General features: G+C 71.6%; 24 protein-coding genes. 18 read left to right on the top strand and 6 right to left on the bottom strand.

Going from position 1 to position 24466, the window contains the following annotated elements:
• Positions 1-8 precede the first annotated feature (8 nt).
• The 8 genes from HC362_RS11390 to HC362_RS11355 all read left to right on the top strand — a co-directional run bounded on the left by HC362_RS11390 (position 9) and on the right by HC362_RS11355 (position 6519).
• Complete coding sequence (locus HC362_RS11390; protein WP_243083847.1) at positions 9-1379, top strand: CpaF family protein; 1371 nt, start codon at positions 9-11, stop codon at positions 1377-1379.
• A 5-nt stretch (positions 1380-1384) separates the two neighbouring features.
• On the top strand, positions 1385-2377 hold the full coding sequence (locus HC362_RS11385) for a type II secretion system F family protein (protein ID WP_243083846.1): 993 nt from the start codon (positions 1385-1387) through the stop codon (positions 2375-2377).
• Positions 2378-2381: 4 nt separating this feature from the next.
• Positions 2382-3272, top strand: a complete 891-nt coding sequence (locus HC362_RS11380; RefSeq protein ID WP_243083845.1) for a DUF5936 domain-containing protein — start codon at positions 2382-2384, stop codon at positions 3270-3272.
• 234 nt (positions 3273-3506) lie between these two features.
• Positions 3507-3710, top strand: a complete 204-nt coding sequence (locus HC362_RS11375) for a hypothetical protein (RefSeq protein WP_243083844.1) — start codon at positions 3507-3509, stop codon at positions 3708-3710.
• A gap of 53 nt (positions 3711-3763) precedes the next feature.
• Positions 3764-4318 carry a hypothetical protein gene (locus tag HC362_RS11370; protein ID WP_243083843.1) on the top strand — a complete coding sequence of 185 codons (555 nt, stop codon included), beginning with the start codon at positions 3764-3766 and terminating at the stop codon, positions 4316-4318.
• 31 nt (positions 4319-4349) lie between these two features.
• Positions 4350-4946, top strand: a complete 597-nt coding sequence (locus HC362_RS11365; protein ID WP_243083842.1) for a hypothetical protein — start codon at positions 4350-4352, stop codon at positions 4944-4946.
• Between the two features lie 4 nt (positions 4947-4950).
• Positions 4951-5703: an OmpA family protein gene (locus HC362_RS11360; RefSeq protein ID WP_243083841.1), complete on the top strand. Its 753-nt coding sequence runs from the start codon at positions 4951-4953 to the stop codon at positions 5701-5703.
• A gap of 102 nt (positions 5704-5805) precedes the next feature.
• Positions 5806-6519: a hypothetical protein gene (locus HC362_RS11355; RefSeq protein WP_243083840.1), complete on the top strand. Its 714-nt coding sequence runs from the start codon at positions 5806-5808 to the stop codon at positions 6517-6519.
• Here HC362_RS11355 and HC362_RS11350 read toward each other — a convergent pair.
• Together HC362_RS11350 and HC362_RS11345 are read right to left on the bottom strand one after the other, a co-directional pair.
• Positions 6456-7292 carry a hypothetical protein gene (locus HC362_RS11350; RefSeq protein ID WP_243083839.1) on the bottom strand — a complete coding sequence of 279 codons (837 nt, stop codon included), beginning with the start codon at positions 7290-7292 and terminating at the stop codon, positions 6456-6458. The genes HC362_RS11355 and HC362_RS11350 overlap by 64 nt on opposite strands.
• Before the next feature lie 103 nt (positions 7293-7395).
• Entirely contained in the window at positions 7396-7617 is a 222-nt protein-coding gene (locus HC362_RS11345; RefSeq protein ID WP_243083838.1) for a hypothetical protein, read from the bottom strand.
• A 231-nt stretch (positions 7618-7848) separates the two neighbouring features.
• On the opposite strand from HC362_RS11345, the gene HC362_RS11340 reads away from it, so the two are divergent.
• Positions 7849-8607: an A24 family peptidase gene (locus HC362_RS11340; protein ID WP_243083837.1), complete on the top strand. Its 759-nt coding sequence runs from the start codon at positions 7849-7851 to the stop codon at positions 8605-8607.
• 192 nt (positions 8608-8799) lie between these two features.
• Here HC362_RS11340 and mgrA read toward each other — a convergent pair whose 3' ends face one another.
• Positions 8800-9894, bottom strand: coding sequence for an L-glyceraldehyde 3-phosphate reductase (mgrA, locus tag HC362_RS11335; RefSeq protein ID WP_279240091.1), 1095 nt, complete (start codon positions 9892-9894; stop codon positions 8800-8802).
• Positions 9895-10044: 150 nt separating this feature from the next.
• On the opposite strand from mgrA, the gene HC362_RS11330 reads away from it, so the two are divergent.
• The 4 genes from HC362_RS11330 to HC362_RS11315 all read left to right on the top strand — a co-directional run bounded on the left by HC362_RS11330 (position 10045) and on the right by HC362_RS11315 (position 15549).
• Positions 10045-10806, top strand: a complete 762-nt coding sequence (locus tag HC362_RS11330) for an isoprenyl transferase (protein WP_209266376.1) — start codon at positions 10045-10047, stop codon at positions 10804-10806.
• Positions 10807-11427: 621 nt separating this feature from the next.
• Positions 11428-12768 (top strand): PhoH family protein, encoded by a 1341-nt coding sequence (locus tag HC362_RS11325; protein ID WP_243083836.1) that lies wholly within the window; start codon positions 11428-11430, stop codon positions 12766-12768.
• A 419-nt stretch (positions 12769-13187) separates the two neighbouring features.
• Positions 13188-13922, top strand: a complete 735-nt coding sequence (locus tag HC362_RS11320; protein WP_243083835.1) for a transglycosylase SLT domain-containing protein — start codon at positions 13188-13190, stop codon at positions 13920-13922.
• Between the two features lie 238 nt (positions 13923-14160).
• The gene (locus HC362_RS11315) at positions 14161-15549 is read left to right on the top strand and encodes an AI-2E family transporter (RefSeq protein WP_243083834.1); all 1389 of its coding nucleotides are present in this window, start codon (positions 14161-14163) and stop codon (positions 15547-15549) included.
• Between the two features lie 35 nt (positions 15550-15584).
• Here HC362_RS11315 and HC362_RS11310 read toward each other — a convergent pair whose 3' ends face one another.
• Positions 15585-17603: an alpha/beta-hydrolase family protein gene (locus HC362_RS11310; protein ID WP_243083833.1), complete on the bottom strand. Its 2019-nt coding sequence runs from the start codon at positions 17601-17603 to the stop codon at positions 15585-15587.
• Between the two features lie 256 nt (positions 17604-17859).
• Between HC362_RS11310 and HC362_RS11305 the strand changes: the two genes are divergently transcribed.
• Together HC362_RS11305 and HC362_RS35040 are read left to right on the top strand one after the other, a co-directional pair.
• Positions 17860-18795, top strand: coding sequence for an SPFH domain-containing protein (locus HC362_RS11305; protein WP_243083832.1), 936 nt, complete (start codon positions 17860-17862; stop codon positions 18793-18795).
• 119 nt (positions 18796-18914) lie between these two features.
• Positions 18915-19094: a hypothetical protein gene (locus HC362_RS35040; protein ID WP_347568537.1), complete on the top strand. Its 180-nt coding sequence runs from the start codon at positions 18915-18917 to the stop codon at positions 19092-19094.
• Between the two features lie 97 nt (positions 19095-19191).
• Here the strand turns inward: HC362_RS35040 and HC362_RS11295 are convergent, their stop codons facing one another.
• Entirely contained in the window at positions 19192-20124 is a 933-nt protein-coding gene (locus HC362_RS11295) for a LysR substrate-binding domain-containing protein (protein WP_243088496.1), read from the bottom strand.
• 296 nt (positions 20125-20420) lie between these two features.
• Here HC362_RS11295 and HC362_RS11290 point away from each other — a divergent pair, with 296 nt between their 5' ends.
• The 3 genes from HC362_RS11290 to HC362_RS11280 all read left to right on the top strand — a co-directional run bounded on the left by HC362_RS11290 (position 20421) and on the right by HC362_RS11280 (position 22097).
• Complete coding sequence (locus tag HC362_RS11290; RefSeq protein ID WP_243083830.1) at positions 20421-20732, top strand: hypothetical protein; 312 nt, start codon at positions 20421-20423, stop codon at positions 20730-20732.
• Between the two features lie 274 nt (positions 20733-21006).
• Positions 21007-21561 carry a peroxiredoxin gene (locus HC362_RS11285; protein ID WP_243083829.1) on the top strand — a complete coding sequence of 185 codons (555 nt, stop codon included), beginning with the start codon at positions 21007-21009 and terminating at the stop codon, positions 21559-21561.
• Positions 21562-21566: 5 nt separating this feature from the next.
• Positions 21567-22097, top strand: coding sequence for an alkyl hydroperoxide reductase (locus tag HC362_RS11280; protein ID WP_209266367.1), 531 nt, complete (start codon positions 21567-21569; stop codon positions 22095-22097).
• 148 nt (positions 22098-22245) lie between these two features.
• Here HC362_RS11280 and HC362_RS11275 read toward each other — a convergent pair whose 3' ends face one another.
• Positions 22246-24444 carry an ATP-binding SpoIIE family protein phosphatase gene (locus HC362_RS11275; RefSeq protein WP_243083828.1) on the bottom strand — a complete coding sequence of 733 codons (2199 nt, stop codon included), beginning with the start codon at positions 24442-24444 and terminating at the stop codon, positions 22246-22248.
• Positions 24445-24466: the final 22 nt, after the last annotated feature.

The following is a 24466-nucleotide window of genomic DNA, read 5'->3' as shown; positions in this document are numbered from 1 at the left end:
GTCGGTCCATGAGTCTGCGCTCCCGTATCACCACGCACGAGAGCAGCGCGGCGGCAGCCGGCGGCCCGGGCGCGTCCGGGCCCTCCGTGGACAGCACCGGCCATCTGGTGGCGGCCTACCGCACCAAGCTGCTGGAGGAGATCGACCTCGCCGAGATGTCGGCGCTCAGCCCCGCCGAGCGCCGCGCCCGCCTCGAACGCGTCCTGGGCCACATCATCAGCCGCGAGGGCCCGGTACTGGCCACCGGGGACCGGACGCTGCTGATCCGCCGGGTGGTGGACGAGGCGCTCGGCCTCGGGGTCCTCGAACCGCTGCTGGAGGACGGCTCGATCACCGAGATCATGGTCAACGGGCCCGACCACATCTTCGTCGAGCGCGGCGGCCGTGTCGAACAGGTACCCGTCCGCTTCGCCTCCGAAGAGCAGCTGATGCAGACCATCGAGCGCATCGTCTCCACCGTCAACCGCCGCGTGGACGAGTCCAATCCGATGGTGGACGCCCGGCTGCCGTCCGGCGAGCGGGTCAACGTCATCATCCCGCCGCTCTCGCTGACCGGCGCGACGCTCACCATCCGCCGCTTCCCCCGCGCCTACACCCTCGGCGAGCTGATCGGACTCGGCACCCTGGACGAGCACATGCTCTCGCTGCTGTCCGGGTTCGTACGGGCCCGCTTCAACCTGATCGTCTCGGGCGGTACGGGCAGCGGCAAGACGACCCTCCTCAACGCCCAGTCCGCGCTCATCCCCGAGCACGAGCGCATCATCACCGTCGAGGACGCCGCCGAACTCCAGCTCCAGCAGCAGCACGTCATCCGGCTGGAGACCCGGCCGCCCAACGTCGAGGGCAAGGGCCAGGTGACCGTGCGCGACCTGGTCCGCAACTCGCTGCGGATGCGCCCCGACCGGATCATCGTCGGCGAGGTGCGCGGCGGTGAGACCCTCGACATGCTCCAGGCCATGTCCACCGGGCACGACGGCTCACTCGCCACCGTGCACGCCAACAGCGCCGAGGACGCCCTGATGCGGCTGCAGACCCTCGCCTCCATGTCCGAGGTCGACGTACCCTTCGCGGCCCTCCAGGACCAGATCAACTCGGCGGTCGACGTGATCATCCAGCTCGCGCGGCTGGCCGACGGCTCCCGCAAGATCGTGGAGATCGCCCTGCTGGCCTCGCACGGCCGCGAGACCTTCCAGCTCGCGACCGTCTCCCGGTTCGCGCCCCGGCCCATGGGCCCCGACGGCCGGGTGCACGGCACGTTCGAACATCTGCCGCTGCCGCGCCGCGCCGCCGACCGGCTCTATCTGGCGGGCGAACCGGTACCCGCCGCCTTCGGCGTGGCCCGCTCCGACGACCAGCTCGCCACCAGAGAGGCGGTGTGAACCCCGTGCCGCACACACCACGCGCGACCGTCGCGCTGGAGGCCACCGCAGCGGCGCAGTTCGCACTCGGCGCCACCCTGGCCGCCTGCGCGCTGGCCACCGCCGGAGTGTTCCTGTTCGCCTCGGGCCGCGCCCGCCGCCAGGCGCTCCTCGAACGGCTCGGGCGGCACGAAGGCGCCCCGCCCGCACTGCCGTCCGGCAGCGGCGGCAGACGGCGCCGCTTCACCGGCGTCGACCGGCGGGTCCGCGCCACCGGACCCGGCCGCCGCCTCCAGGCCAGACTGGCCACCACAGGGCTCGACCTCACACCCGGCGAGTACGTCGTCTACCTGACCGGCCTGGTGGCCGTCCTGTGGATGCTGGCCTCGTCCGTCCTCGCCCCGTTCTTCGGGCCGATAGCCGGGCTCGTCGGTGTACTGGCCGCCAACGCCCTGCTGAACCACCAGCGTCAGCGCCGTACTGAGCAGTTCATCAACCAGCTGCCCGAACTCGCCCGTATCCTCGCCAACGCCACCTCGGCCGGGCTCGCGCTGCGTACGGCGCTGGGCATGGCAGCCGAGGAGCTGGAGGCCCCGGCCGGTGACGAGCTGCGGATCGTCACCAACCAGCTCGCCGTCGGCCGCTCCATCGACGACGCGCTCGGCGAACTCGCCCAGCGGCTGCCCTCCCGCGAACTCGTCGTCCTGGTCACCACCCTGGTCCTCGCCAACCGCGCGGGCGGCACCATCGTCGCCTCCCTGCGCAATCTCACCACCACGCTGGAGGAGCGCAAGGAGACCCGGCGCGAGGTGCGCACCATGCTCGCCGAGGTCAACGCGACGGCGTTCACCATCCCGCTGCTCGGCCTCGGCGCGATGCTGATGATGAACTCGATGATGCCGGGCGCCCTCGCACGGGTCACCGGCAGCCCGGTGGGGCAGGTCGCCATGGTCGTCGCCGTCGCCCTGTTCGCCGCCGGGTTCCTCGTCATCCGCCGCCTCGGCCGGATCGAGGTGTGAACCCGTGATCGCCCTCGCACTAGCCGTGCTGAGCGCACTCGCCGTGTACGGCGCGTTCGCCGGCCTGCGGATGTACCGCGCCGAGACCAAGCTGCCGCCCGACCTCGCCGTCGCCCTGGAAGTCGGCGCCACCCGCACCACCAAGGGCGAGGCCGCCGTCGACCGGCTCGGCATGCGCCTCGCACCGCTGGTGCTGCGGCTGATGGGGCCGGGACAGGTCGCCGCCAAACGCCGCAGGATCGACCAGGCGGGCAACCCGGGCGGCCTCACCCTCCAGCGGTACGCGGCTCGGCGCGCCGTCTACGGAATCTTCGGCATTGCCATGGCACTGGTGGGGCTCTCGGCCGGCAGCCTGTTCTTCACCGCGCTCGCGCTGGCCTTCGGCTGGTTCGCGGCCGACCTCGCCATCCGGCAGGCGATCAAGGACCGGCGGCGCGTCATCGAACGCACCCTGCCCGATTTCCTCGACGTCCTCGCCGTCGTCGTCTCCGCCGGACTCGGCTTCCGGCAGGCCCTGGAGCGCGTCGCGGACCGCTACCAGGGCCCTTGGGCCGACGAGTTGCGCATCACCCTGCGCCAGATGGACATGGGCGTCAGCCGCAGGCAGGCATTCGACGAGCTGCGCCGGCGCAACGCCAGCGACCAGGTCGACCAGTTCGTCACAGCCCTCCAGCAGGGCGAGGAGCTCGGCGCGCCCATCGCCGAGACACTCATCCAGATCGCCACCGACATGCGCCGCACCGACGCGCAGAACGCGCGGCGCAAGGCGGCCAAGACGGTGCCCAAAGCCACCATGACCACCATCGCCTTCCTGCTCCCCGGCACCCTCATCCTCATCGTCGCCACCTTCATCCTGGGCTCCGACACGGACTTCGGCGCGGTGCTGGGTGGCTGACCGCTTCCGGCGCGGACACCCAACGCGCCGCCCGCGCACAGCGGTTCAGCCGAACTGGTTCTCCCCCTTCCCATCGCCCTCCGCTGAGAGATATGGCACAGTCTGCATTCGGGTAACGACTGTTAGCTACACCGCGGAGTGGCAACGGGAGGGGGCACGCGCACGTGACGTCACTATCCCGCGGCGGCCCCCGAGGGGGCGGCTCCGAGTCAGCCAGCAACGGAGGAGAACCCGATGTCGAACGCCACGCGCGGGCGCGTCCGCACCCGCCTCGCTCTCATGCGAGGGCGCCCCTCGGACCGGGGCGCGAGCTCCATCGAATACGCCGGCATCGTCATCCTCGTCGCGGGCATCATCCTGGCCATTCGCGGCCTGGGACTGGACCAGGCGATCTCCGGCGCCATCTCGAGGGCCGTGAACAGCATCCTGGGCGGCTGAGGGCGCACCCGCGCGCGGGTGACCAGGGCGCGACCGTCATCCTCTTCGGAGCGGTGATCGCCGGACTGCTCTTCTGCGCCTTCGCCTTCTTCGCGGTGGCCCAGGCCGGAACCGTACGGAACTCGGGCCAGACCGCGGCCGACGCCGCGGCCCTGGCGGCCGCGATGGACGACAGGGACGAACTGTTCGAGGGCTTCCTCGAAGCCGTCGACGACGACGATGCGTGGCAGGACTGGCTGGACGGGGCGGGCGCCCTCACCTCGGACGGCTGCGGAGCGGCGGAGCACTTCGCAGGCCGCAACCGGTCCGACGTACTGAGCTGCGAGCAGACGGCGCGGAACGGCGACAGCGGTTACACCGTGCGGATCAGAACGCGGTTCGACACGGGCAAGAGCATCATCCCCGGCGCGAGCGACAAGAAGGCGAAGGCCACGGCGACCGCGGTGATCAAGCCCCGCTGCGACTTCGACCCGGAAGCGGACACCGAGGAGATCGAGCTCGACTGCGACGGCGACGAGATCACCGTCGATCCGGACGACGTCGACCCGGACGGGAAAGAGCCGGACCTGAAACCCGCAGACCTCTTCTCGGTCGTCCTGGCCGACTGAGAAGACACCGACGACGAGGGAAGAACGAGTCATGACGATGCGGCGCACCAGAAATGCGCGTAGGGGCGTGGCCGCTGCGGCGCTGGTGACCGGCCTCGCGCTCACGGCGGCCGGCTGCGGGGGCGGCGACGGCGGAGGCGAGGACGACAAGAAGCCCGCCCCCTCATCCGGGAAGGAGCGGGGAGACACCGGCAGCGGCAGCGGCCAGGACGAGACCGAGGGCGAGCCGCTCGCACAGGTGAAGGGAGGCAAGGACGGCACCCTCACGCTCACCATCACCTCGGCCGTACGGGACGACGGCGGTTTCGCCACGCTCAAGGGCACGGTGACCAACAGCGGGCCGTCCGTGGTGACGCTCCCCGACTGGCAGAGCGACGAGACGGAACTGAAGAAGAACGGGCTGTCCATGGCGGGGGCCACCATGGTCGACAAGAAGGAGAAGAAGCGCTACCTGGTGCTTCGCGACACCACTGGCCGCTGCCTGTGCACCCGTTTCCGGTCCGGATTCCCCGAGGGCAAGTCCACCCACTGGTACGCCCAGTTCCCCGCGCCGCCGCCGTCCACCGACAAGGTGGACTTCCAGGTTGCGGACCTGCCCAGCGCCACGGTCGAGCTGTCGGGAGAGTGACGAGATGGCCGCCCCTGGGTCCCCCACCTCCCGTATCGCCCTGACCACCTCGGTGTGCGCCGTCCTGCTCGTGGCGGCCGGCGGGGCTCCGGCCGCCGCGGACGACCCCACCCCCCAGCCGACGCTCTCGGCGCCGGGCGTGCCCACCCCCCTGCCCACCGACGACCCCACCGGGATTCCTACCGGGCTGGCGCCCTCACTGCCGGGGGAGAAGGGGCCCGGGGACCCGGGGTTCAGCGAGCCGCCGGACAACATCGGCGACTCGGAGACGCCGGTGAAGGTGGACGCCGAGGCGGACGGGCTGCGGCTCGCGAGCGGCGCGAAGCTGGCGGAGCCCAAGGTGCTGGACATCAAGTTCGTGACCGAGGACCTGGGCGGCGAGCAGCGCCGCGAGGACAGCACGGCCAAGACGAAGTTCACCCTCCAGGCCGAGGTGCTCTTCTCCAAGAACAGCGCCGAGCTCAACAGCGGGGCCAAGGCCCGCATCAAGACGATCGCGGACGAGATCGAGAAGCAGGGGAGCACCGAGGTCAACGTCTTCGGCTTCACCGACGACCTCGGCTCCTACGAGCACGGCAGGACGCTGTCCAAGAAGCGGGCCACGGCCGTCCAGGCGGCGCTGGCCCAGCAGCTGGGGTCCGACGTCAGCTTCAATGTGCGGGGCTACAGCGAGGACTACCCGGTCGCCGACAACAGCACCGAGGAGGGCCGGGCGAAGAACCGCCGGGTCGAGGTCTCGTTCCCGAAGAAGGACTGACTTCTTGCGGGCGGGTCCTGCTGCCCGGATCATGAACGGGAGTTGAGCCGGGCTGAGCGGAGCCGTCGTGAGCCGGGCGATGACCGAGGGGGCGGTGCAGGGGTGGGGAGCGCGGCGACGGAAGCGGAGCCGGTGCCCGGCGAGCCGGCCGCGGCGGACGGCGGCGCCGGCGGTGACGCGAGCGGCGCCCTGAGCGGCAACGCGCACGGTGACGCGTACGCCGACGCGCACGGCGTCGGCCCCGACGGCACCGCGCCCCCGGGCGGTTCCCGGCTCCGGGCCTGGAGCGTCGGCTGGGTGACGGGTCTCGCGCAGGCACTCGGTGCGGCGGTGCTGCTGATCACCGAGTTCGTACGGCAGGACGTGGCGGCGCTGGACGGCGAGGTGCCGAAGGGGGCCCGGCTGCCCGGCTACGCCGACAGCTTCCCGCAGTTGGTGGACACGCTGGACGGTCAGTGGTGGTTCAGGGCGGTCGAAGCGGTACGGGACGCCGCCGGCTTCGGTGAGCCCCGCGCCGCGCTGTGGGCGGCCGTCTGCGCCGCGCTGGTCGTCAGACTCAATGGGGACGGGCCGCCGCGCACCCAGTGCTTCCTCTCCCTGGCCGGCGCCTTCTACTGCCTGGTGGCCGCGCTGTCGGCGATCCCGTTCCTGGCCCTGGCGGGCGCTGCTCTGCCGGGCGCGCTGGTCGTCGGCGTACTGGCAGTCGTGTCGGCGACCGCCGCCCCGGAGGCGTGGGGCAGGGTCAGGGCGCGCTATTCGGTCGCGTCGGCCGTGCACAGGGTGCGGCTGCCGCCGTCCACCTTCCACGACCAGTAGCGGGAGTGCCCGCCGTCGTCGCCCTGCCGGCAGGGAGTGGGCTCGTCGTGGACGCCGGTGATGGTCAGCAGCCGGTCGTACCGCCCCTGGCCCGAGGGCGCCTGCTTGGAGCAGGCGGGCGCCGACATCAGCGCGGCACGCATGTCGCCGCCGCTCCACTCGGCCAGCAGGCACTGGCCGGTGCGGAACTGGCGGGTGACGCACAGCGTGGTGTCGCCGTGCGTCCAGGTGGCGCGCCCGTTGCCGGTGGGGCAGGCGCGTCCCTCCCCGCCGTCCGCGCCCGTGCGGCGTACAGCGGTGACCCGGGTGTAGGCGCGGTCGTCACCGCACGCCACATGGGTGGCCTTGGTGGGCGCCGGCCGGCTCCACCCGGAGCCGTTCCCGTGCACGGTCAGGCACTGTCCCGCACGCACCGAACGGAAGACGCCCGCGACGGAGTCGGTACCGGGCCCTGTCGCAGGCCCCGGGGTACCGGGCGTGGGTGCGCCGCCGGGCGGGCTCGGCAGTGCGCTGCCGGGCCCGGGTCCGGAGCCGGGGCGGGAAGGTGCGGGCGAGGGGAGGGAGCCGTCGCCCGGGTGGCGGGGTGACGGGCCGGGCGAGACGTTGCCGGACTGGGAGGGTCGGGCGGCCTCGGCGCGGTCCGAAGCGTCCACGTATCCGGGGGTTCCGGTGACCCTGGGCAGGACCAGCGTCGCGAACAGCGCTCCGGCGATCAGCAGCCGCCGCCGTCCGCGCCGGGCGCGCGCTTTCGAACCGTCGTCGTCTGGTGTCACGCGTACATGCTTGCGGATCAACAGGCGGCTGACGAGACCCCGTTCAGGAGTCGGTTCGACAGGGGGGAGGGGGAGAGGGGGGAGGTGGTCAAGGCAGCGGCCCTCACGCTGCCTTGACCACCTCGGCACGAACGGCGCGCTGCCACTGCCCGCGCAGCCGGTCCAGTTCGGCGAGTGCTTCCTTCGACCAGAGGGTGCGGCCCGCGACGAACTGCCGGATGGCGTCGTTGGCCGCGGTGGCGGATACCTCGGGCGAGGGCGCCCGGCCCGCGCCGGCCGCCTGGGACCGTCCGGGCTCTCCGGGCCCGGTGGGAGTCGATGTCATACGGACTACAGTACGGCCCCCCTCTGACAACGACAGCTGGTTAACGAGGGGCCGGGGAGGGCCGGTTGGTGCTGCGTCGCAGGTGTCGGCGCTGTCCCGCTCCGAGATGCTCCGACCGGGTGTGAGATGAATCGCTCCCGAACCCCTCCCTACGGGCGAGTAGGGAGCCGTCCCGTAAGTCCGGGGCAAGGGCGGGGCAAGGACGCGTCAAGACGGACGTAAGCTCGCGGTGTGCCGCTGGAGTGGATAGCGATCGTGGCCGCCGCCGCTTACGGCGCCGTGGCGGGTTCCCTCCTGCCGCGTGCCGTCTACCGCCTCTCGGTGGAGCCCGGACAGCCGTGGCGCAGCGGCTGTCCGCAGGGACATCCGCTCGGCGGGGGAGTGCGCGGCGTTCTGGGGCCCGCCGTGTGCGGCCCGTGCGCCGGAAGCCAGGAGCCGCCAGGGGCGTACGGGCGCGGGCGGCGCGTCCCCGCGGCGCTGGGTGCGCTGATCTGCGCGGGCCTGACGGCCACCGTAGGCCTCCGTCCCGAACTGGCGGTCTGGCTGCTCGTCGTCCCCGTCGCGCTGCTGCTCGCGACGGTCGACCTCGCGGTGATGCGGCTGCCGGACATGCTGACCCTGCCACTGGCGGCCGGAACCGCCGCGCTGCTGGGGCTCGCCGCGCTGCTGCCGGGAGCGGGCGGCAGCTGGGCCCGGGCGCTGCTGGGCGGTCTGGCGCTGGCCGGGGCGTTCTTCGTGCTGTTCCTGATCAGCCCGCGAGCGGTGGCCTTCGGCGACGTCAAGCTGGCGCTGTCGGTCGGGGTAGCCCTTGGGTGGTACGGGTGGGGGGTGCTGTTCGCCGGAGCCTTTCTGGGCTTTCTGTCGGCAGCCGGCTATGGCTTCGCGCTGATGGCGACCGGGCGCGCCCGTCGCAACAGCGCCATGGCCTTCGGACCCTTCATGGTGCTCGGAGCGCTGGCGGGTGTCGTCCTGGGCGGGCTGGCCGTCTGACGGCGTGCCCGGGGGCACCGGATCCGCTTGTGCGACACGGTTGTTGGTGTGCGGAACATCGTGCCCGAGGGGCTATGGTGGAGACCCCCCCTCGGGCCGGTCCGTATCCCCCCACGGACCGGCCCGCTTTGCGTTCCCGCCGAGGGCCGCGCGCCGCCTCGGTCCCCGTCTGAGTCCCGCCTGAGCCCCGGCTCAGGAGTTGCTGCTGGCGGCCCAGATGTTGGTGCCGGGCTCCGAGACGGCGAGCTCGTCGATCTCGCGCAGCTCCTCCTCGGTGAGCCGGGCCCCGCGCAGGGCCGCCACATTGGCCTCCAGCTGCGCCACGGAGCTGGCCCCGATGAGCGCCGAGGTCATCCGGGGGTCGCGCAGCACCCAGCGGAGCGCCAGCTGGGCCAGCGACTGCCCGCGCCGCTCGGCGACGCTGTTCAGCCCGCGCAGCCGCCGTACGACCTCCTCGGTCAGCAGCGCCGGGTCCAGGGACTTGCCCTGGCTGGCCCGGGAACCCTCGGGGATGCCGTCGAGGTACTTGTCGGTGAGCAGCCCCTGGGCGAGCGGCGCGAAGGAGATGCAGCCCATGCCCTCGCTCTCCAGCGTGTCGAGCAGCCCGTCCTCCTCGGTCCAGCGGTTGATCATCGAGTAGGAGGGCTGGTGGATGAGCGCGGGGACCCCCATCTCGCGCAGCAGCGCGGCGGCCTGGCGGGTGCGTGCCGCGCTGTAGGAGGAGATACCGGCGTAGAGCGCCTTGCCCTGGTGGACGGCGGTGGCGAGCGCGCCCATGGTCTCTTCGAGCGGGGTATCGGGGTCGTAGCGGTGCGAGTAGAAGATGTCGACGTACTCCAGGCCCATCCGGCTCAGTGAGGCGTCGAGCGAGGAGAGCAGATACTTGCGCGAGCCCCACTCCCCGTACGGGCCCGGGTGCATGAGGTAGCCCGCCTTGGTGGAAATGACCAGTTCGTCACGGTAGGGCCGGAAGTCCTGGGCGAAGATACGGCCGAAGTTCAGCTCGGCCGAGCCGGCCGGCGGTCCGTAGTTGTTGGCCAGGTCGAAGTGGGTCACACCCAGGTCGAAGGCGCGGCGCAGGATCGCCCGCTGGGTGGCCGGCGGGCGGTCGTCGCCGAAGTTGTGCCACAGGCCGAGCGAGATCGCGGGCAGCTTCAGGCCGGAGCGCCCGGTGCGGCGGTACTCCATGGCGTCGTACCGCGTCGGCTCCGCGCGGTAGAGCGTGTCGGACGGGACGGCCGTGGGGACGGGGACGGGGGTCGTGGTGCGATGTGTGCCGTGTGACATACGCCTTTTCCTATCACCGCCGCGCCACCGGTCCCCTCGCACCCGTGGGGGGCGGGGTTCGCACCCGTGACCGGCCCGGTTCGTACGCTCGGGCGAACGGCAGTAAGGTGCTGGGAATCCCGACTCGGCACGGAGAGGCTGGCCGTTCCCATGAAGTTGCGCGACCTGGTGTACAAGCTCTATGCGCGCCGGGTGGAGGACCGTCTCGACCACGACCAGGTGCCCAAGCACATCGGCGTCATCCTGGACGGCAACAGGCGGTGGGCCCGTGCGGCCGGGGGGACGACCGAACAGGGGCACAAGGCCGGCGCTTCCAAGATCCAGGAACTGCTCGGCTGGTGCGCCGAGACGGATGTCGAGGTCGTCACACTGTGGCTGCTCTCGACGGACAACCTCAACCGCCCCGAGAGCGAGCTGCTCCCGCTGGTCGGGATCATCGAGGACACCGTGCGGGACCTGGCGGCAGACGGCCGCTGGCGGGTGCACCACGTGGGCCAGCTCGACCTGCTGCCCGCCGGCACCCAGAAGGTGCTCAAGGAAGCCGAGCAGCAGGCGGGCGAGGTCGACGGGATATTGGTGAACGTCGCCGTCGGCTACGGGGGCCGGCAGGAGATCACCGACGCCGTCCGCTCGCTGCTGATGGACCGCGCCTCGCGTGGGATAAGCCTCGACGAGTGCGCGGAGCGGCTCACCGTCGAGGACATCTCGGAGCACCTCTACACGCGGGGGCAGCCCGACCCCGACCTGATCATCCGTACCAGCGGGGAGACCCGGCTGTCCGGCTTCATGCTCTGGCAGAGCGCGCACTCCGAGTACTACTTCTGCGAAGTGCTGTGGCCCGGGTTCCGCAAGGTCGACTTCTTGCGGGCCCTCCGCGACTACGCCGCCCGCCACCGCCGCTACGGCGGCTGACGCCGCCCCACGCCGCCCCCGCTTGGTGCAGCACCCTGCGCTGGCCTGCGCTGTGCTTGCCCACCCTGCGCCAGGGGCGCAGGGTGGGCAAGCGCAGCCCACCGGGCCGCAGACGGCAACGAAACGGTGCGCCCTCCCGAGCGGCGGCTGCCCGTCGTGGGCCTGACTGCATCGTCGCCGGGCGCGAGCCGGTGCGCTGAGCTTGCCGGCCCTGCTCCCCCAGACTCCGTCCGGGAGGTACCCCCACGCGCAGACCTCCCAAGCACAGCGAGGAGCTGCCCGAGCACAGCACAGCACAGCTCGCGCGGCGCGCAGTGCGGGAGCACAAGAAAAAGAGGCCCGCGAGTTGGTTGGGCGGCGGGGCGGAGCGCAGCGGTATTGCATGGGGGAGCACTCCAGAGGGAATATCCCTCACGACCGTGCCCCTTCCACGGGTCGCGGTCGCCGGGAGGCCCTTTGGACACCACGGATGCCTCCGGCCCGCGCGGCGCAGTACTCCCGCACGGGCCGGACGCAGGACGCGGAGGGCCGGAGTCCGGCCCGTGTGGTGCGGGTCTTCTCCGGTCTCTTCCCCCGCGACGCCGTCGCTCCCCGACCTCATCCGAGGGGGTTCGTCCCACCGTGGTGATCAGCAAGAAGCGCAGTGAGTCCGACCGACGCACGTACGTCATCGACACGAGCGTGCTGCTGGCGGATCCGGCCGCCATGGACCGGTTCGACGAGCACGAGATCGTGCTTCCCGTGGTCGTCGTCACCGAGTTGGAGGCCAAGCGCAACCACCCAGAGCTGGGCTACTTCGCCCGGCAGGCCCTCCGTCGGCTCGACGAGTACCGCGTGCGGCACGGCCGCCTCGATGCGCCGATCCCGATCGGCGACACGGGCGGCACGCTCCGCGTCGAGCTGAACCACTCGGATCCGGCGGTGCTCCCGGCCGCCTTCCTGAACCAGCACGGCCGGCTGGGGGACAACGACTCGCGGATTCTCGCCGTCGCCCGGAACCTCCAGGCCGAGGGGTACGACGTCACGGTGGTCTCCAAGGACCTGCCGCTGCGCATCAAGGCGTCGTCCGTCGGGCTGCTGGCCGAGGAGTACCGCGCGGAGCTGGCCATCACCGACTCCGGCTGGACGGGGATGGCGGAACTCACGCTGCCGGGCGAGGACATCGACGAGCTGTTCGCCACGGAGTGCGTGGCCATGCCGTACGACGCTCCCGAACTGCCTGTGCACACCGGACTGGTGCTCCAGTCGGAGAAGGGCAAGGCGCTCGGCCGGGTGACACCGGACGGCAAGATCAAGCTGGTGCGCGGCGACCGTGAGGCGTTCGGCATCAAGGGCCGCAGCGCCGAGCAGCGGATCGCGCTCGACCTGCTGCTCGATCCGGAGGTCGGCATCATGTCGATGGGCGGCCGCGCGGGCACGGGCAAGAGCGCGCTGGCGCTGTGCGCCGGGCTGGAGGCGGTGCTGGAGCGCAGGCAGCACAGCAAGGTGATGGTCTTCCGGCCGCTGTACGCCGTCGGGGGCCAGGACCTGGGGTATCTGCCGGGCACCGAGGCGGAGAAGATGAGCCCCTGGGCGCAGGCCGTCTTCGACACCCTCTCGGCGGTCACCAGCCGGGAGGTGATCGAGGAGGTGGTGGCCCGGGGCATGCTGGAGGTGCTGCCGCTCACCCACATCAGGGGCCGTTCGCTGCACGACGCGTTCGTCATCGTCGACGAGGCGCAGTCGTTGGAGCGGAACGTGCTGCTGACCGTGCTCTCGCGGATCGGTACCGACTCGCGGGTGGTGCTCACCCACGATGTGGCGCAGCGGGACAATCTGCGGGTGGGGCGGTACGACGGAGTCGTCGCCGTGGTCGAGCGGTTGAAGGGTCATCCGCTCTTCTCGCACATCACCCTGACGCGTTCCGAGCGTTCTCCGATTGCCGCACTGGTGACCGAAATGCTCGAGGAGGGCCGCGTTTGACCGGCAACAGCCCGGGCGTAATGCTCAACTGAGCGCCATAACTGCCTTCTCGACCGGGCCCCGTGCGAAAAGGGCACAGCACCCTAGCCGTACGGGGCCCGGTCGCGCGCCTATTTCCGGGATTCCCGTGCCCCAAACGCCGTGTGAGCTTTCCCACTCAACGCAGAATTGCTTCGGCGCGTCCGGTTCCGGCAGGGTGTGGGTCCTGTCAGGCCCCGCATACGGCACACCCGCACCACCAACGGTGCGACACCGCAGAGCAGTACAGAACTGAACAGCAGTTGCGCCGTATGCCGCCCGAAAGCACCACGCGGGCTCTCCCTGTGCGGGAGACCCACCGGGCCCGTGCCTCCCGTGGCCAGAACGAGGGAGGCCAGTGTCAGGGGCACGATTGCGTCCGCGAGGTCACCCCAGCGGGCATGTTGGAAGGAAACCGTGTGACTGCTCGGATTTCGGTCCGGGGATTCGCCGTGGCGTCCGCCACCGCGGTCACCACCGTCGGCGCCGTCGTCGGTGTTGCCGCAGGCGCCGACCAGGGCCAGGCGTCCGGCGACGCCGAGGCCACCGCCGCCCAGGCGACGCTCCTAGAGGACATACCAGCCGGTTCACAGACCCAGGCGCAGACGGCAGCCCTCACGCAGCAGGCGGACGCCGCGTCGTCCGCAGCGGACGCCGAGGCGAGGAAGTCCGCCGAGGAGGCAGCCCGCAAGCAGGCCGCCAAGGCCGCAGCGGAGAAGAAGGCCAAGGCTGAGGCAGCCAAGAAGGCAGCCGCCGAGAAGGCCAAGGAGCGCGAGAAGCTCAAGTCGGCCGCCAGCCGTTCCGCCGAACGCGGCGCCGGTGACTTCGCCCAGAAGTCGTCGTACTCCACTGCTGAGATCCAGTCGATGGCCCGGCAGATCGTCGGCAGCGGTCAGTACCAGTGCTTCGCGAACATAATCGAGCGTGAGTCCGGCTGGAACTACCGGGCGACCAACCCCTCGTCCGGTGCGTACGGACTCGTCCAGGCGCTGCCCGGCTCCAAGATGGCCTCGGCCGGCGCCGACTGGCGGACCAACCCGGCGACCCAGATCAAGTGGGGCCTCAACTACATGAACGACCGGTACGGAAGCCCCTGCGACGCATGGGACTTCTGGCAGGTCAACCACCACTACTGAGCCCCGCCGTCGGCAGACGCCGACGCGACCGTACGCGATGCCCCTCGTGGCGATCTTCCGAGATCGGCACGAGGGGCATCGCGCGTTACGCGGCAGGCGGGGCGGCGGCCTGCGGAGCACCTCTCCGTCCGTCCGTGATGTGGACCACCTACCTATCGGGCGCGGGAAGCAACCTTCGGCACGGGTAACGTCGTCCCTCACACGGCGAAGGCACTGGCCCGGGGGCGGAGGAAGCGGAATGACGAGCAGCATTGACAGGCTCAGAGCGGCCGCGGGCCGCTGGGCCGCGAAGGCCGCCGAGCGGCGTGCCGAGGCGGCACGCAACGCCGAGGCCGCCCGCAGGGCCGACGGCATCGACCCCAGGCTCTCCAACACCGAGGCGGGCCGTGCCCAGGCCGAGGCCGAGGCGGGCGGCGAGACCCAGGGCAGCGGCTACGTCCCCCCGCCCCCGCAGTACGCGCCCGCCATAGCCGCCAAACCGGAACCGGCCGCCGCCGTGCCGTGGGGCGTGCGGGTCGCAGCCGAGGCGGGCTGGCGGCTGCTGGTGCTCGCCGGAGTCATCTGGGTGCTGATGAAGGTCGTCAGCACCATCAGCCTGGTGATCATCGCCTTCTCCGCCGGCCTGCTGATCACCGCGCTGCTCCAGCCCACCGTCGCCCGGCTCAGAAGGCTCGGCCTGGGGCGCGGCCTGGCCACCGCCATCACCTTCATCAGCGGCTTCGTGATCATGGGGCTGGTCGGCTGGTTCGTGGTGTGGCAGGTCATGGAGAACCTGGACACCCTCACCGACAAGGTGCAGGACGGTATCCAGGAGCTGAAGAACTGGGCACTCAACGGCCCCTTCCACGTCTCAGAGGACCAGATCAACGAGATCGCACAGAATCTCAGCGACTGGATCGGCGACAACAGCAAGGAGCTGACCTCGGCGGGCATCGAGGGTGTCACCGTCATCCTGGAGTTCCTCTCCGGCGCGCTGCTGGCGATGTTCGTGACGCTCTTCCTGCTCTACGACGGCCGCCGCATCTGGGAGTGGACGCTCAAGTTCGTGCCCGCGGCGGCGCGGGACGGTGTGGCGGGCGCCGGTCCGCGCGCCTGGGCGACGCTGACCGGCTATGTGCGCGGAACGGTGATAGTCGCGCTGATCGATGCCGTCTTCATCGGTATCGGGCTGTATTTCCTCAATGTCCCGATGGCGGTGCCACTCGCGGTCTTCATCTTCCTCTTCGCGTTCATCCCGATCATCGGTGCCGTGGTCTCCGGGGCGCTGGCCGTCGTCGTGGCGCTGGTGACCGACGGCATCGTCACGGCGCTGCTCGCGCTGGCCGTCGTCCTGGCCGTCCAGCAGATCGAGAGCCACATCCTGCAGCCGTTCATCCTCGGCCGCCTGGTGCGGGTCCATCCGCTGGCCGTGGTGCTCGCCGTGACCGGCGGCAGCCTGATCGCCGGTATCCCCGGCGCGGTGGTGGCGGTTCCGCTGGTCGCCGTCGTCAACACCGTCGTCGGCTATCTGCGCGGCTACGCGCAGGAACAGACCCTGCGCAGACTGCGGGAGGCAGCGCCGCAGCAGGCCGGTACGGGCACCGGGGAGGGCCCCGCCGACCAGCCGGGTCCGGCGTCCGGGGAATGAGGCTTGGGCCGGGGCCCGGAGCCCCGCCGTCCGCCTCAGTACGGCGCTTCGCGCTGGTCCATGAAGCGCCGTAGCTGCTCGGTGTCCTGCTTCGTCCAGCCCTTGTCGGGCGCGACGGCCGCCCACGCCTCCACGGATCCGTTGCCGTAGCGGTGGCCGTGCGGGGCGCCGACGCCGTAGGAGACGGCCATGTCCACCGTCGTCTGCCAGAAGGTGACCAGCGGGAACCAGTTGACCTCGTCCGTGATGTCGGGGCCGAGCGGCTCGCGCAGCCAGCGGGGCGGCTGGAAGGCCAGCTCGGGCGACCACCACACGATGGCGTCCGAGGCGTTCTGCAGATAGACCACGCGCGGCCCCTTCCACCCGGAGGCCGGGCCCGGTCGCGCGAGATCCCTCTTCGGCCACTGCGCGAAGCGGAAGTGGCGCCCCTTGTCGTACTCGGGGCGCCAGACGGGGCTGCCCCGGTCGCGGTGCGCGGTCAGCCGGCGGCGGATGGGGGAGAAGTTGGGCGTCCCGGCCAGCACCGCACCGTCCACCTTGGCCAGCATGTCGTCGGGCCCGTCGAAGGACGCCTCGATCCCGTAGGCGCCCAGGGACTCACCGAAGACGACCAGTTTCGGCCGCTCGGCGGCGGGGATGCGCAGCCAGCGGGCACGTACGGCCTCGACCAGGGCCCGGGTGGCGCGGCCCGCCTGTTCCTTGTCCACCAGGAACGAGGCCCAGCTGGGCAGGTAGGAGTACTGCACGGCGACGATCGCGGTGTCGCCGCCGTGGATGTACTCCAGCGGCTCGGCGTCCGTGGAGTTGACCCAGCCCCGCCCGGTGGTCCCGGCGATGGCCAGCACCTCCCGGTCGAAGGCGCCGGTACGCTCCAGCTCCCGCACCGCCAGCTTCGCGCGGGAGGCGAAGGTGGGCGCGGACTCCTGGCCGATGTAGACGCGGATCGGCTGCACGGCGTGCTTGCCGGTGACGGTGCTGATCTGGTGCGGCGTCAGCGATGACCCGGTGAAGTTCCGGCCCTCGTAGCCGAGTTCCTCCCAGCGCACCAGTGAGGCCCGGCTGCCGGAGACCAGCCGCGAGGTGGGCTGGACGATGCCGTCCTTGGTGCTCTGGTCGGTCTTCTCGGCCAGCCGGGCGGCGACGTCGATGACCCCGCGGTCGAAGACCACGTCGCGGGTGCCGAAGACCACGACGGTGGCGCTGACCAGCAGCCCCACGCCGATCGCCAGCGGACGCGGCACGAAGCGGCCCAGCACCCGGATGAGAACGCGGGTACCGAGCCGTACCGCGCGGCCGATCGCCACCAGCGCGAAGCAGATCCCCATGGCGAGCAGGGCGATCATCATGGAGTGCCAGGTGAGGGTCTCCGGCATCTCCTGGAGTCGGCGCAGCTCCCGTTGCGCGTCGGCGCTCCAGGAGAGCGCGGCGATGGTCAGCCCGGTGCTGAGCACGTAGTACGCCAGCCAGGCGCGCGCCCGCCAGTGCGGGCCCGGCCGCCCCGGCAGCCGGCGCAGGAGGGGCTGCCGGTAGCGGCGGTACAGCGGGCCGAGCGTGAGCCGGACCAGCCACTGGGCCAGCCCGCCTATCGCGTACCCGATGGCGGCGGTTATCCCGCCGATCACCCCCTGCAACAGCCAGGGCCGGGGCACCAGGGACGGCGTCAGCGACAGCCAGAAGAACAGGGTGGCGCAGCACATGGCCGTCAGCCCCGGCCAGCGCCGTATGACGTACGCGGAGCTGGGTGCCTGCCAGTACGGGCGGCGGAGCAGGCGCCGGGCCAGGCCGAGCGCGCGACGGCGTATCCGGCGCAGCGCCGGGGTGCCGCTCGGCGGGCTGTCCTCGCCTGTGCCGTCGCCCGTACCGGCCGGGCGGGCGCTTCCGGAGCGGGGGCGCTGCCGGGTGCCGCGGTGCGGCCGGGTGCGGTGGTGTGGTGCGGCGCGGGGCCGCGGCGGCTTGCCGGGGCGGGGTGAGCGGGCGTCGCCGGGTGGCTCGGGTGTGTCGAGCGGCTCCGCGGGTGGTGGCGGTGCGAGCCGGTCGTCCGCTGCCTGTCCCATCGCCCACTTTCCCGCTCGGTGTCCGCACCCGCTCCCGAGGACCGTCCGGCTACGACCGTCCCGTTGGCTGACGCAGAGACGGGCGGGCGGGTTGCTTCCGCCCGGGCCGCGCAGCCGGCGCATCCCGGCCGCGCAGCGGGTGCGGCCGGGGGCTGGCGGGCAGATTGCGGAGGAGTTAAAGTGATAGCACTTTGATAGGCGCGGCGCTTCCCGGAACGGGCACGCGCCGGACCACAGACAGAGCGGGGGGATCGCGATGAGCCTTGACCAGCCGACCGACGCACCTGAAATGCCCACGCCGGAAGTGCGGGAGACGACAGCGCACAGCATTCCGGGCGGACTCGCCCTGCTGCTGGGGCTGATCGGCTTCCTGCTCGGCGTCGGCGCCGTCATCACGGGCGGCGGCCTCGCCTCGGACGGCAGCGGCGCGGGCGGCGGGGCGCTGATCGTGCTCGGCGTGGTGCTGGTGATCGCCTCCGTCTTCGGCATGGCGGGGCTGAACATGGTGGCGCCGGGCGAGGCCCGCGTCGTCCAGCTCTTCGGCCGCTACACCGGCACCATCCGCGCCGACGGGTTGCGCTGGGTCAACCCGCTGACGAGCCGTACCAAGATCTCCACCAGGGTCCGCAACCACGAGACGGCCGTCCTCAAGGTCAACGACGCCTACGGCAACCCGATCGAGCTCGCGGCCGTCGTCGTCTGGCAGGTCCGGGACACCGCGCAGGCCACCTTCTCCGTCGACGACTATGTGGAGTTCGTCTCCACCCAGACGGAGGCGGCCGTGCGGCACATCGCCATCGAGTACCCGTACGACGCGCACGACGAGGCGGGCCTCTCGCTGCGGGGCAACGCGGAGGAGATCACCGAGAAGCTGGCCGCCGAGCTCACCGCCCGGGTGCGCGCCGCCGGGGTGTCGGTCATCGAGTCCCGCTTCACGCATCTGGCCTACGCGTCCGAGATCGCCTCCGCGATGCTCCAGCGGCAGCAGGCGGGCGCGGTTGTCGCGGCCCGCAAGCAGATCGTGGAGGGCGCCTGCGGAATGGTCGAGGACGCGCTGGCCAGGATCACGGCCCAGGACTTCGTGGAGCTGGACGAGGAGCGCAGGGCCAGCATGGTCAGCAACCTGCTGGTGGTGCTGTGCGGCGACCGCTCCCCGCAGCCCGTACTGAACACGGGGTCGCTCTACCAGTGAGCGCCGTCGGCGAGGGCGAGGGCGGCGCCCCGGACCCCGAGCGGCCGTCCTCCGGGCAGCCCGCGGCGGGCGGCCAGGGAAGTGCGACGGGCAAGGGCAGGTCGCAGCAGCGCAAACAGGTGCTGCTGCGGCTCGACCCCGCGATGCACGACGCACTCGCCCGCTGGGCCGCCGACGAGCTGCGCTCCACCAACGCGCAGATCGATTACCTGCTGCGCCGGGCGCTGAAGGAGGCGGGCCGGCTGCCCAAGGAGGCACGCGCCCACCCGCGCAGGGGCCGCCCGCCACGCGAGGGCTGAGCCGACGTCACCGCCGTACCGCCGGATGGCTGGCGGTACGGCTCGTCCACGGCAGCACGGGCAGGAGCCCTCCTACGGCAGCACGGCAGGCCGCCTCCTAAGGCAGCACGGGGCGGACGGGCAGGGAGCGCATGGCGGCCCGCAGGGCGTCGCCGAACGCGCGGAACTCCTCCTCGCGTGCCGCGCCCTCCCGCATCGCCAGCGCGATCCGGCGGGAGGGCGCGGGGTCGGCGAAGTACGCCGTGCGCAGCGACTCGTTGCGCCCCGCCTCCACCCGGACAGCCGTACGCGGCAGCAGGGTCACCCCCATGCCTCCGGCCACCAGCTGGACCAGCGTCGAGAGTCCGGCGGCTGTGGTCGTCACACTGCCCGACTCGGCACGCCCCGCCTCGCGGCAGATGTCGAGCGCCTGGTCGCGCAGGCAGTGGCCCTCGTCGAGCAGCAGCAGATCCAGTTCGCGCAGCATGGAGCGTGGCAGGTCCGAGCGCCCGGCAGCCGGGTGGTCGTCCGGGGTGACCAGCACGAAGTCCTCGTCGAACAGCGGCACCTCGAGTATCCGGGGCGCCTGCGCGTATCCCATGGCCGCGGTCTTCGGGGTGGGTACCGCGCACAGCAGCAGATCCAGCCGTCCCTGTCCCAGCCCTTCCAGCAGCGAGGCGGTCTGCTCCTCGTGCACCTGCAGGTCCAGATCGGGATAGCGCTGGTGGACGAGACCGAGCACGGTGGGCAGCAGATACGGCGCGGCCGTCGGGATCACCCCCAGCCGCAGCACCCCCGTGAACGGTGCCTGGGCGGCCTCCGCCTCCTCCATCAGCTCGCCCACGGCGTGCAGCACTGTCCTGGTGCGGGCGGCCATGCGCTCACCCGCCGGGGAGAGCAGCACCTTGCGGGTGGTTCTCTCCAGCAGTTGCACCCCCAGCGTCTCCTCCAGGGCCGCGACGGCGCCGGAGAGCGCGGGCTGGCTCATCCCGAGCGCCGCCGCGGCTTCCCGGAAGTGCAGGTGCTCGGCCACGGCGGCGAAGGCGCGCAGCTGCGAGAGGCTCGGCTGCCGGGCACGCGCTCCACGCGCCGGCTGCGCGGGGCCGCGCGTCGGCTGCGCCGGTACGTCGGTGGCGGAGGCGGGGGTCACTGATAACTCACTCCAATCAACCCTCCTCACTCTAACCATTTCCGCGATCAAGCTCCGTGAGCGCGGGCGCCGCCGGGGCCGATGGTGCCGCCTGACAGGTGAATGTCCGTCATGAATTGCGTAAAGCTCGCACAAAGTCGATAAGACTAATGTCGTACAAACTCCGCGAAACAGACATCAACGAGGAGGAGTCAGCAATGAAGACATGCGCGCGCGCCGCGGCCGTGGTCGGCCTCACTGTCGCACTCGGTGGTCTCTCCGCTCCGGCCGCCATGGCCGACATGAACCTGAACTTCGCTGCTTCGGTCAACCAGCAGGAGATCAGCGAAAGCGGCCCCGGTGATCTCGGCTACGCCAACGTCGAGGACTCCTACGGAGTGGATCTGTCGCAGCTGAACAAGTCGGTGAAGGCGGGCGACATCATCACCAAGATCTTCGGCAAGGTCGGCCAGGCCAACGTCACCAACGAGGTCGAGGGCGCCGAGCAGGACCAGGGCGACGAGTCCTGAATCCAGCCCCCGCCTGAGCTGCCCGCGGGCGGCCCGGACCGTACGCCGGTCCGGGCCGCCGCGCCTGTCTCCGCTCCTGACTCCCCGCCTTCCGGGCGAAACTCCCCGCCTCCCGGACCGGACGGCCCCTCACCGGCTGATAACTTCAGCCGATCAAATGACTCGACGCGGGCTATTTCCGCGATCAATAGCGTATGTGGTTAGGTGGTGGTGACCAACCTCCAGGAATGCATGCAATACGGGCATCCTGGCCGCAAGTGCAAGGAGTGTGTACGTGCTCACTGTCGGTGACAAGTTCCCTGAGTTCGAGCTGACCGCCTGCGTCTCTCTGGAGAAGGGCAAGGAGTTCGAGACGATCAACCACAAGACCTACGAAGGCAAGTGGAAGGTCGTTTTTGCTTGGCCCAAGGACTTCACCTTCGTCTGTCCGACGGAAATCTCCGCGTTCGGCAAGCTGAACGAGGAGTTCGCCGACCGCGACGCGCAGATCCTCGGCTTCTCCGGTGACTCGGAGTTCGTGCACCACGCCTGGCGCAAGGACCACCCGGACCTGACCGACCTGCCCTTCCCGATGATGGCCGACTCCAAGCACGAGCTGATGCGCGCGCTCGGCATCGAGGGCGAGGACGGCTTCGCGCAGCGTGCCGTCTTCATCGTTGACCAGAACAACGAGATCCAGTTCACGATGGTGACCGCCGGCTCCGTCGGCCGTAACCCCAAGGAGGTCCTGCGGGTCCTCGACGCGCTCCAGACCGACGAGCTGTGCCCCTGCAACTGGAGCAAGGGCGAGGAGACCCTCGACCCGGTCGCGCTGCTGGCTGGTGAGTGAGCGACATGGCCCTCACTGACCTCAAGTCGGCCCTTCCGGACTACGCGAAGGACCTCAAGCTCAACCTCGGCTCCGTCATAGGCAACTCGGAGCTGCCCAAGCAGCAGCTCTGGGGCACCGTGCTGGCCTGCGCCATCGCCTCCCGCTCCGGGATCGTGCTGCGCGCGCTGGAGCCGGAGGCCAAGGAGAACCTGACCGACGAGGCGTACACCGCCGCGAAGTCGGCTGCCGCCGTGATGGCGATGAACAACGTCTTCTACCGCACCCGGCACCTGCTGTCGGACCCGGAGTACGGCACGCTGCGCGCCGGACTGCGGATGAACGTCATCGGCAACCCCGGTGTCGAGAAGACGGACTTCGAGCTGTGGTCGCTCGCCGTCTCCGCCGTCAACGGCTGCGGACAGTGCCTCGACTCGCACGAGCAGGTGCTGCGCAAGGCCGGTGTCGACCGCGAGACGATCCAGGAAGCGTTCAAGATCGCTTCCGTGGTCCAGGCCGTCGCCACCACCCTCGACGCCGAGGCCCAGCTGAGCTGAGCCGCGCCTTCAACTGCGCGCTGCTGTGCTTGGGCAGTCTGCTCCCCCGGACTCCGTCCGGGAGGTACCCCAGGCGCAGACCTCCCAAGCACAGCAGCGCGCAGCCCGCGCAGCTCAGCCCGGCGCAGCCGGAACGGGTGGCGCAGGGTCACAAGTCCGGGTCGGGCTCCGGGACGGGGAGTTCGAACCAGACGACTTTTCCGGTGGAGAGCCGCGTCGCACCCCACCGGCGGGCCAGCCGGTTGACCAGATACAACCCGCGTCCACCCTCATCGGTGGCGCGGGCCTGCCGCAACCGCGGCAACTGCGGCACATCGTCCCCCACCTCACACCGCAACGTATCGGTGCGCAACAGCCGCAATGTGATGGGACGCTCCGCGTACCGCACGGCGTTCGTCACGATCTCGCTCACCAGCAGTTCCACCGAGTCCGACAGCTCGTCGAGCCCCCAGCGTGCCAGCGCTCTGCGCGCCAGCCGCCGTGCCTGACGCGCGGTCTGGGCGCGCGGGTCCAGGAACCAGTACGCCACGTCGCTGGGTGCGATCCCGTCGAACCGGGCGGCCAGCAGGGCGATGTCGTCGTCCCGGTCGCCGGGGCCGAGAATGTCCAGCACCTCGTCGCACAGCGGCTCCAGCGGGGCCGAGGCGCCCGGCCGGGTGAGCCGCGCGGTCGCGGCCAGCTTCTCGCGCAGGTGCTCGATGCCGGTCCACACGTCGCGCTGCCGCGACTCGACCAGCCCGTCGGTGTACAGCAGCAGCGTGGCACCGGCGGGCGCGTCCAGTTCGACGGCCTCGAAGTCGACCCCGCCCACCCCGATCGGCGCACCGGCCGGTATCCGCAGGACCTCGGCGCGCCCGCTGCGGTGCAGCATGACGGGCGGCGGATGGCCCGCGTTGGCGACGACGATACGATGCGCGACCGGGTCGTAGACGGCGTACAGGCAGGTGGCCATCCGGTCGCTGCCGAGCCGCTGCGCCTGCTCGTCCAGGTGGTGCAGCACCTCCTGGGGCGGCAGGTCGAGACCGGCCAGGGTCTGCGCGGTCGTCCGCAGCTGCCCCATGATCGCCGCCGAGGTCATCGAGTGGCCCATCACATCGCCGACCACCAGCGCCACTCGGGAGCCGGGCAGCGGGATGGCGTCGTACCAGTCGCCGCCGACCCGGGCCGTCTCGGCGGCGGGCAGATAGCGGCTGGCGAGGGTGACGCCGGTGGGCTGCGGAAGCTCGTCGGGCAGCATGGTGCGCTGCAACTCGTCGGCGATGTAGGCCTCGCGCCCGTAGAGCACTGCCTTGTCCACGCCGAGTGCCGTATGGGTGGCGAGTTGGGCCGCGATGAGCAGATCGTCCGGCTCGAAGGCGGGCCGGTCCGGGCGGCGCAGGAAGACGGCGGCGCCGATCACCCGGCGGCGGCCGCGCAGCGGCGCGAGGATGGCGCGGTGCCCGGTGGGCACCTCGCGGTCGGGGCCGAGGAGTTCGGGGAGCGCGGCGCTGGCCGCAGCCGAGTCCGCGAAGACCGGCCGTACCCCGCGCAGCACTTCGGCCAGCGGGCCGCCCGGACGCACCTCGGTGAGCTTGGCCGCTGTCGTGCTCGTCGCGCCGGCCGCCATACCCGCCGCCATCCCCAGCGAGAGGCCCGCGGCCTCCGCGGCGCTGTGTCCGGGGTACTCGGCGGCCTCCGTCGGATGCCCGGTGGCCTCCGCCGTCAGCACGCCGGGCGCCGTCGCCTGCGCCGCCTGCAGGGCCTGGGCTGCCAGCGGGTCCTCGGGGATCCGGTCGCTGCGGCGCAGCCGCAGGACGAAGGGCCCGGTGGGCCGCTCGTCGCCGACCGGCAGCGGATCGCGCAGATAGACCAGGATCGCGTCCGAGTACGCGGGCACACTGGCGCGGCACAGGCCCAGCACCGTCTCGTCCAGGTCGACACCGCGGGCGATGCGCCGCGTCGCCGCGCCGACGAACCGCAGCCGGTCCCCGCCCCGGCGCTCGCGCTCGGAGCGCTCGCTGTTGGGGTCACCGCCCAGCGGCGGCTCGGCGGACCCACCGGTCTCGGCGGACCCACCGGCCCCGGTGGGCACGCCGGTCTCCGCGGCATCCGTCTCCGGGGACACACCCGTCTCCCCGCGTACACCGGACTCGCCGGGCAGCCCCGACTCGGGGCGCGGGGCCCGCTCGCCGGGCTGCGGGGGGTGCTGCCGCGGCCGCGGCGTGGCGGCGTCGCGGCCACGCGGGGCCGGCTGTCTCTCGTCGCCGCCGGGGCCGGTGCGGGCGTTCCCCGACGGTGTGGGGTGCGCCGGTTCGGTGGTGCTGCTCGCCGCAGGTTTCTCGTGCTCCGTCACGCGTTCGGTTTCCATCCATCCGGGGCTGCGCGTCGGC

The organism is Streptomyces sp. 891-h (assembly GCF_022760275.1).
GTDB classification, from domain to species: domain Bacteria; phylum Actinomycetota; class Actinomycetes; order Streptomycetales; family Streptomycetaceae; genus Streptomyces; species Streptomyces spirodelae.
The sequence above is the reverse complement of the archived record's forward strand: the minus strand, read 5'-3'. Positions and strand labels throughout refer to the sequence as shown.

Coding starts and splice junctions, on each gene's coding strand:
- HC362_RS11275 (WP_243083828.1), bottom strand. CDS start 24,444: ATGGAAACCGAACGCGTGACGGAGCACGAGAAACCTGCGGCGAGCAGC.
- HC362_RS11330 (WP_209266376.1), top strand. CDS start 10,045: ATGAAGTTGCGCGACCTGGTGTACAAGCTCTATGCGCGCCGGGTGGAG.
- HC362_RS11360 (WP_243083841.1), top strand. CDS start 4,951: ATGGCCGCCCCTGGGTCCCCCACCTCCCGTATCGCCCTGACCACCTCG.
- HC362_RS11290 (WP_243083830.1), top strand. CDS start 20,421: ATGAAGACATGCGCGCGCGCCGCGGCCGTGGTCGGCCTCACTGTCGCA.
- HC362_RS11375 (WP_243083844.1), top strand. CDS start 3,507: ATGTCGAACGCCACGCGCGGGCGCGTCCGCACCCGCCTCGCTCTCATG.
- HC362_RS11390 (WP_243083847.1), top strand. CDS start 9: ATGAGTCTGCGCTCCCGTATCACCACGCACGAGAGCAGCGCGGCGGCA.
- HC362_RS11345 (WP_243083838.1), bottom strand. CDS start 7,617: ATGACATCGACTCCCACCGGGCCCGGAGAGCCCGGACGGTCCCAGGCG.
- HC362_RS11280 (WP_209266367.1), top strand. CDS start 21,567: ATGGCCCTCACTGACCTCAAGTCGGCCCTTCCGGACTACGCGAAGGAC.
- HC362_RS11365 (WP_243083842.1), top strand. CDS start 4,350: ATGACGATGCGGCGCACCAGAAATGCGCGTAGGGGCGTGGCCGCTGCG.
- mgrA (WP_279240091.1), bottom strand. CDS start 9,894: ATGTCACACGGCACACATCGCACCACGACCCCCGTCCCCGTCCCCACG.
- HC362_RS11315 (WP_243083834.1), top strand. CDS start 14,161: ATGACGAGCAGCATTGACAGGCTCAGAGCGGCCGCGGGCCGCTGGGCC.
- HC362_RS11310 (WP_243083833.1), bottom strand. CDS start 17,603: ATGGGACAGGCAGCGGACGACCGGCTCGCACCGCCACCACCCGCGGAG.
- HC362_RS11305 (WP_243083832.1), top strand. CDS start 17,860: ATGAGCCTTGACCAGCCGACCGACGCACCTGAAATGCCCACGCCGGAA.
- HC362_RS11320 (WP_243083835.1), top strand. CDS start 13,188: ATGTTGGAAGGAAACCGTGTGACTGCTCGGATTTCGGTCCGGGGATTC.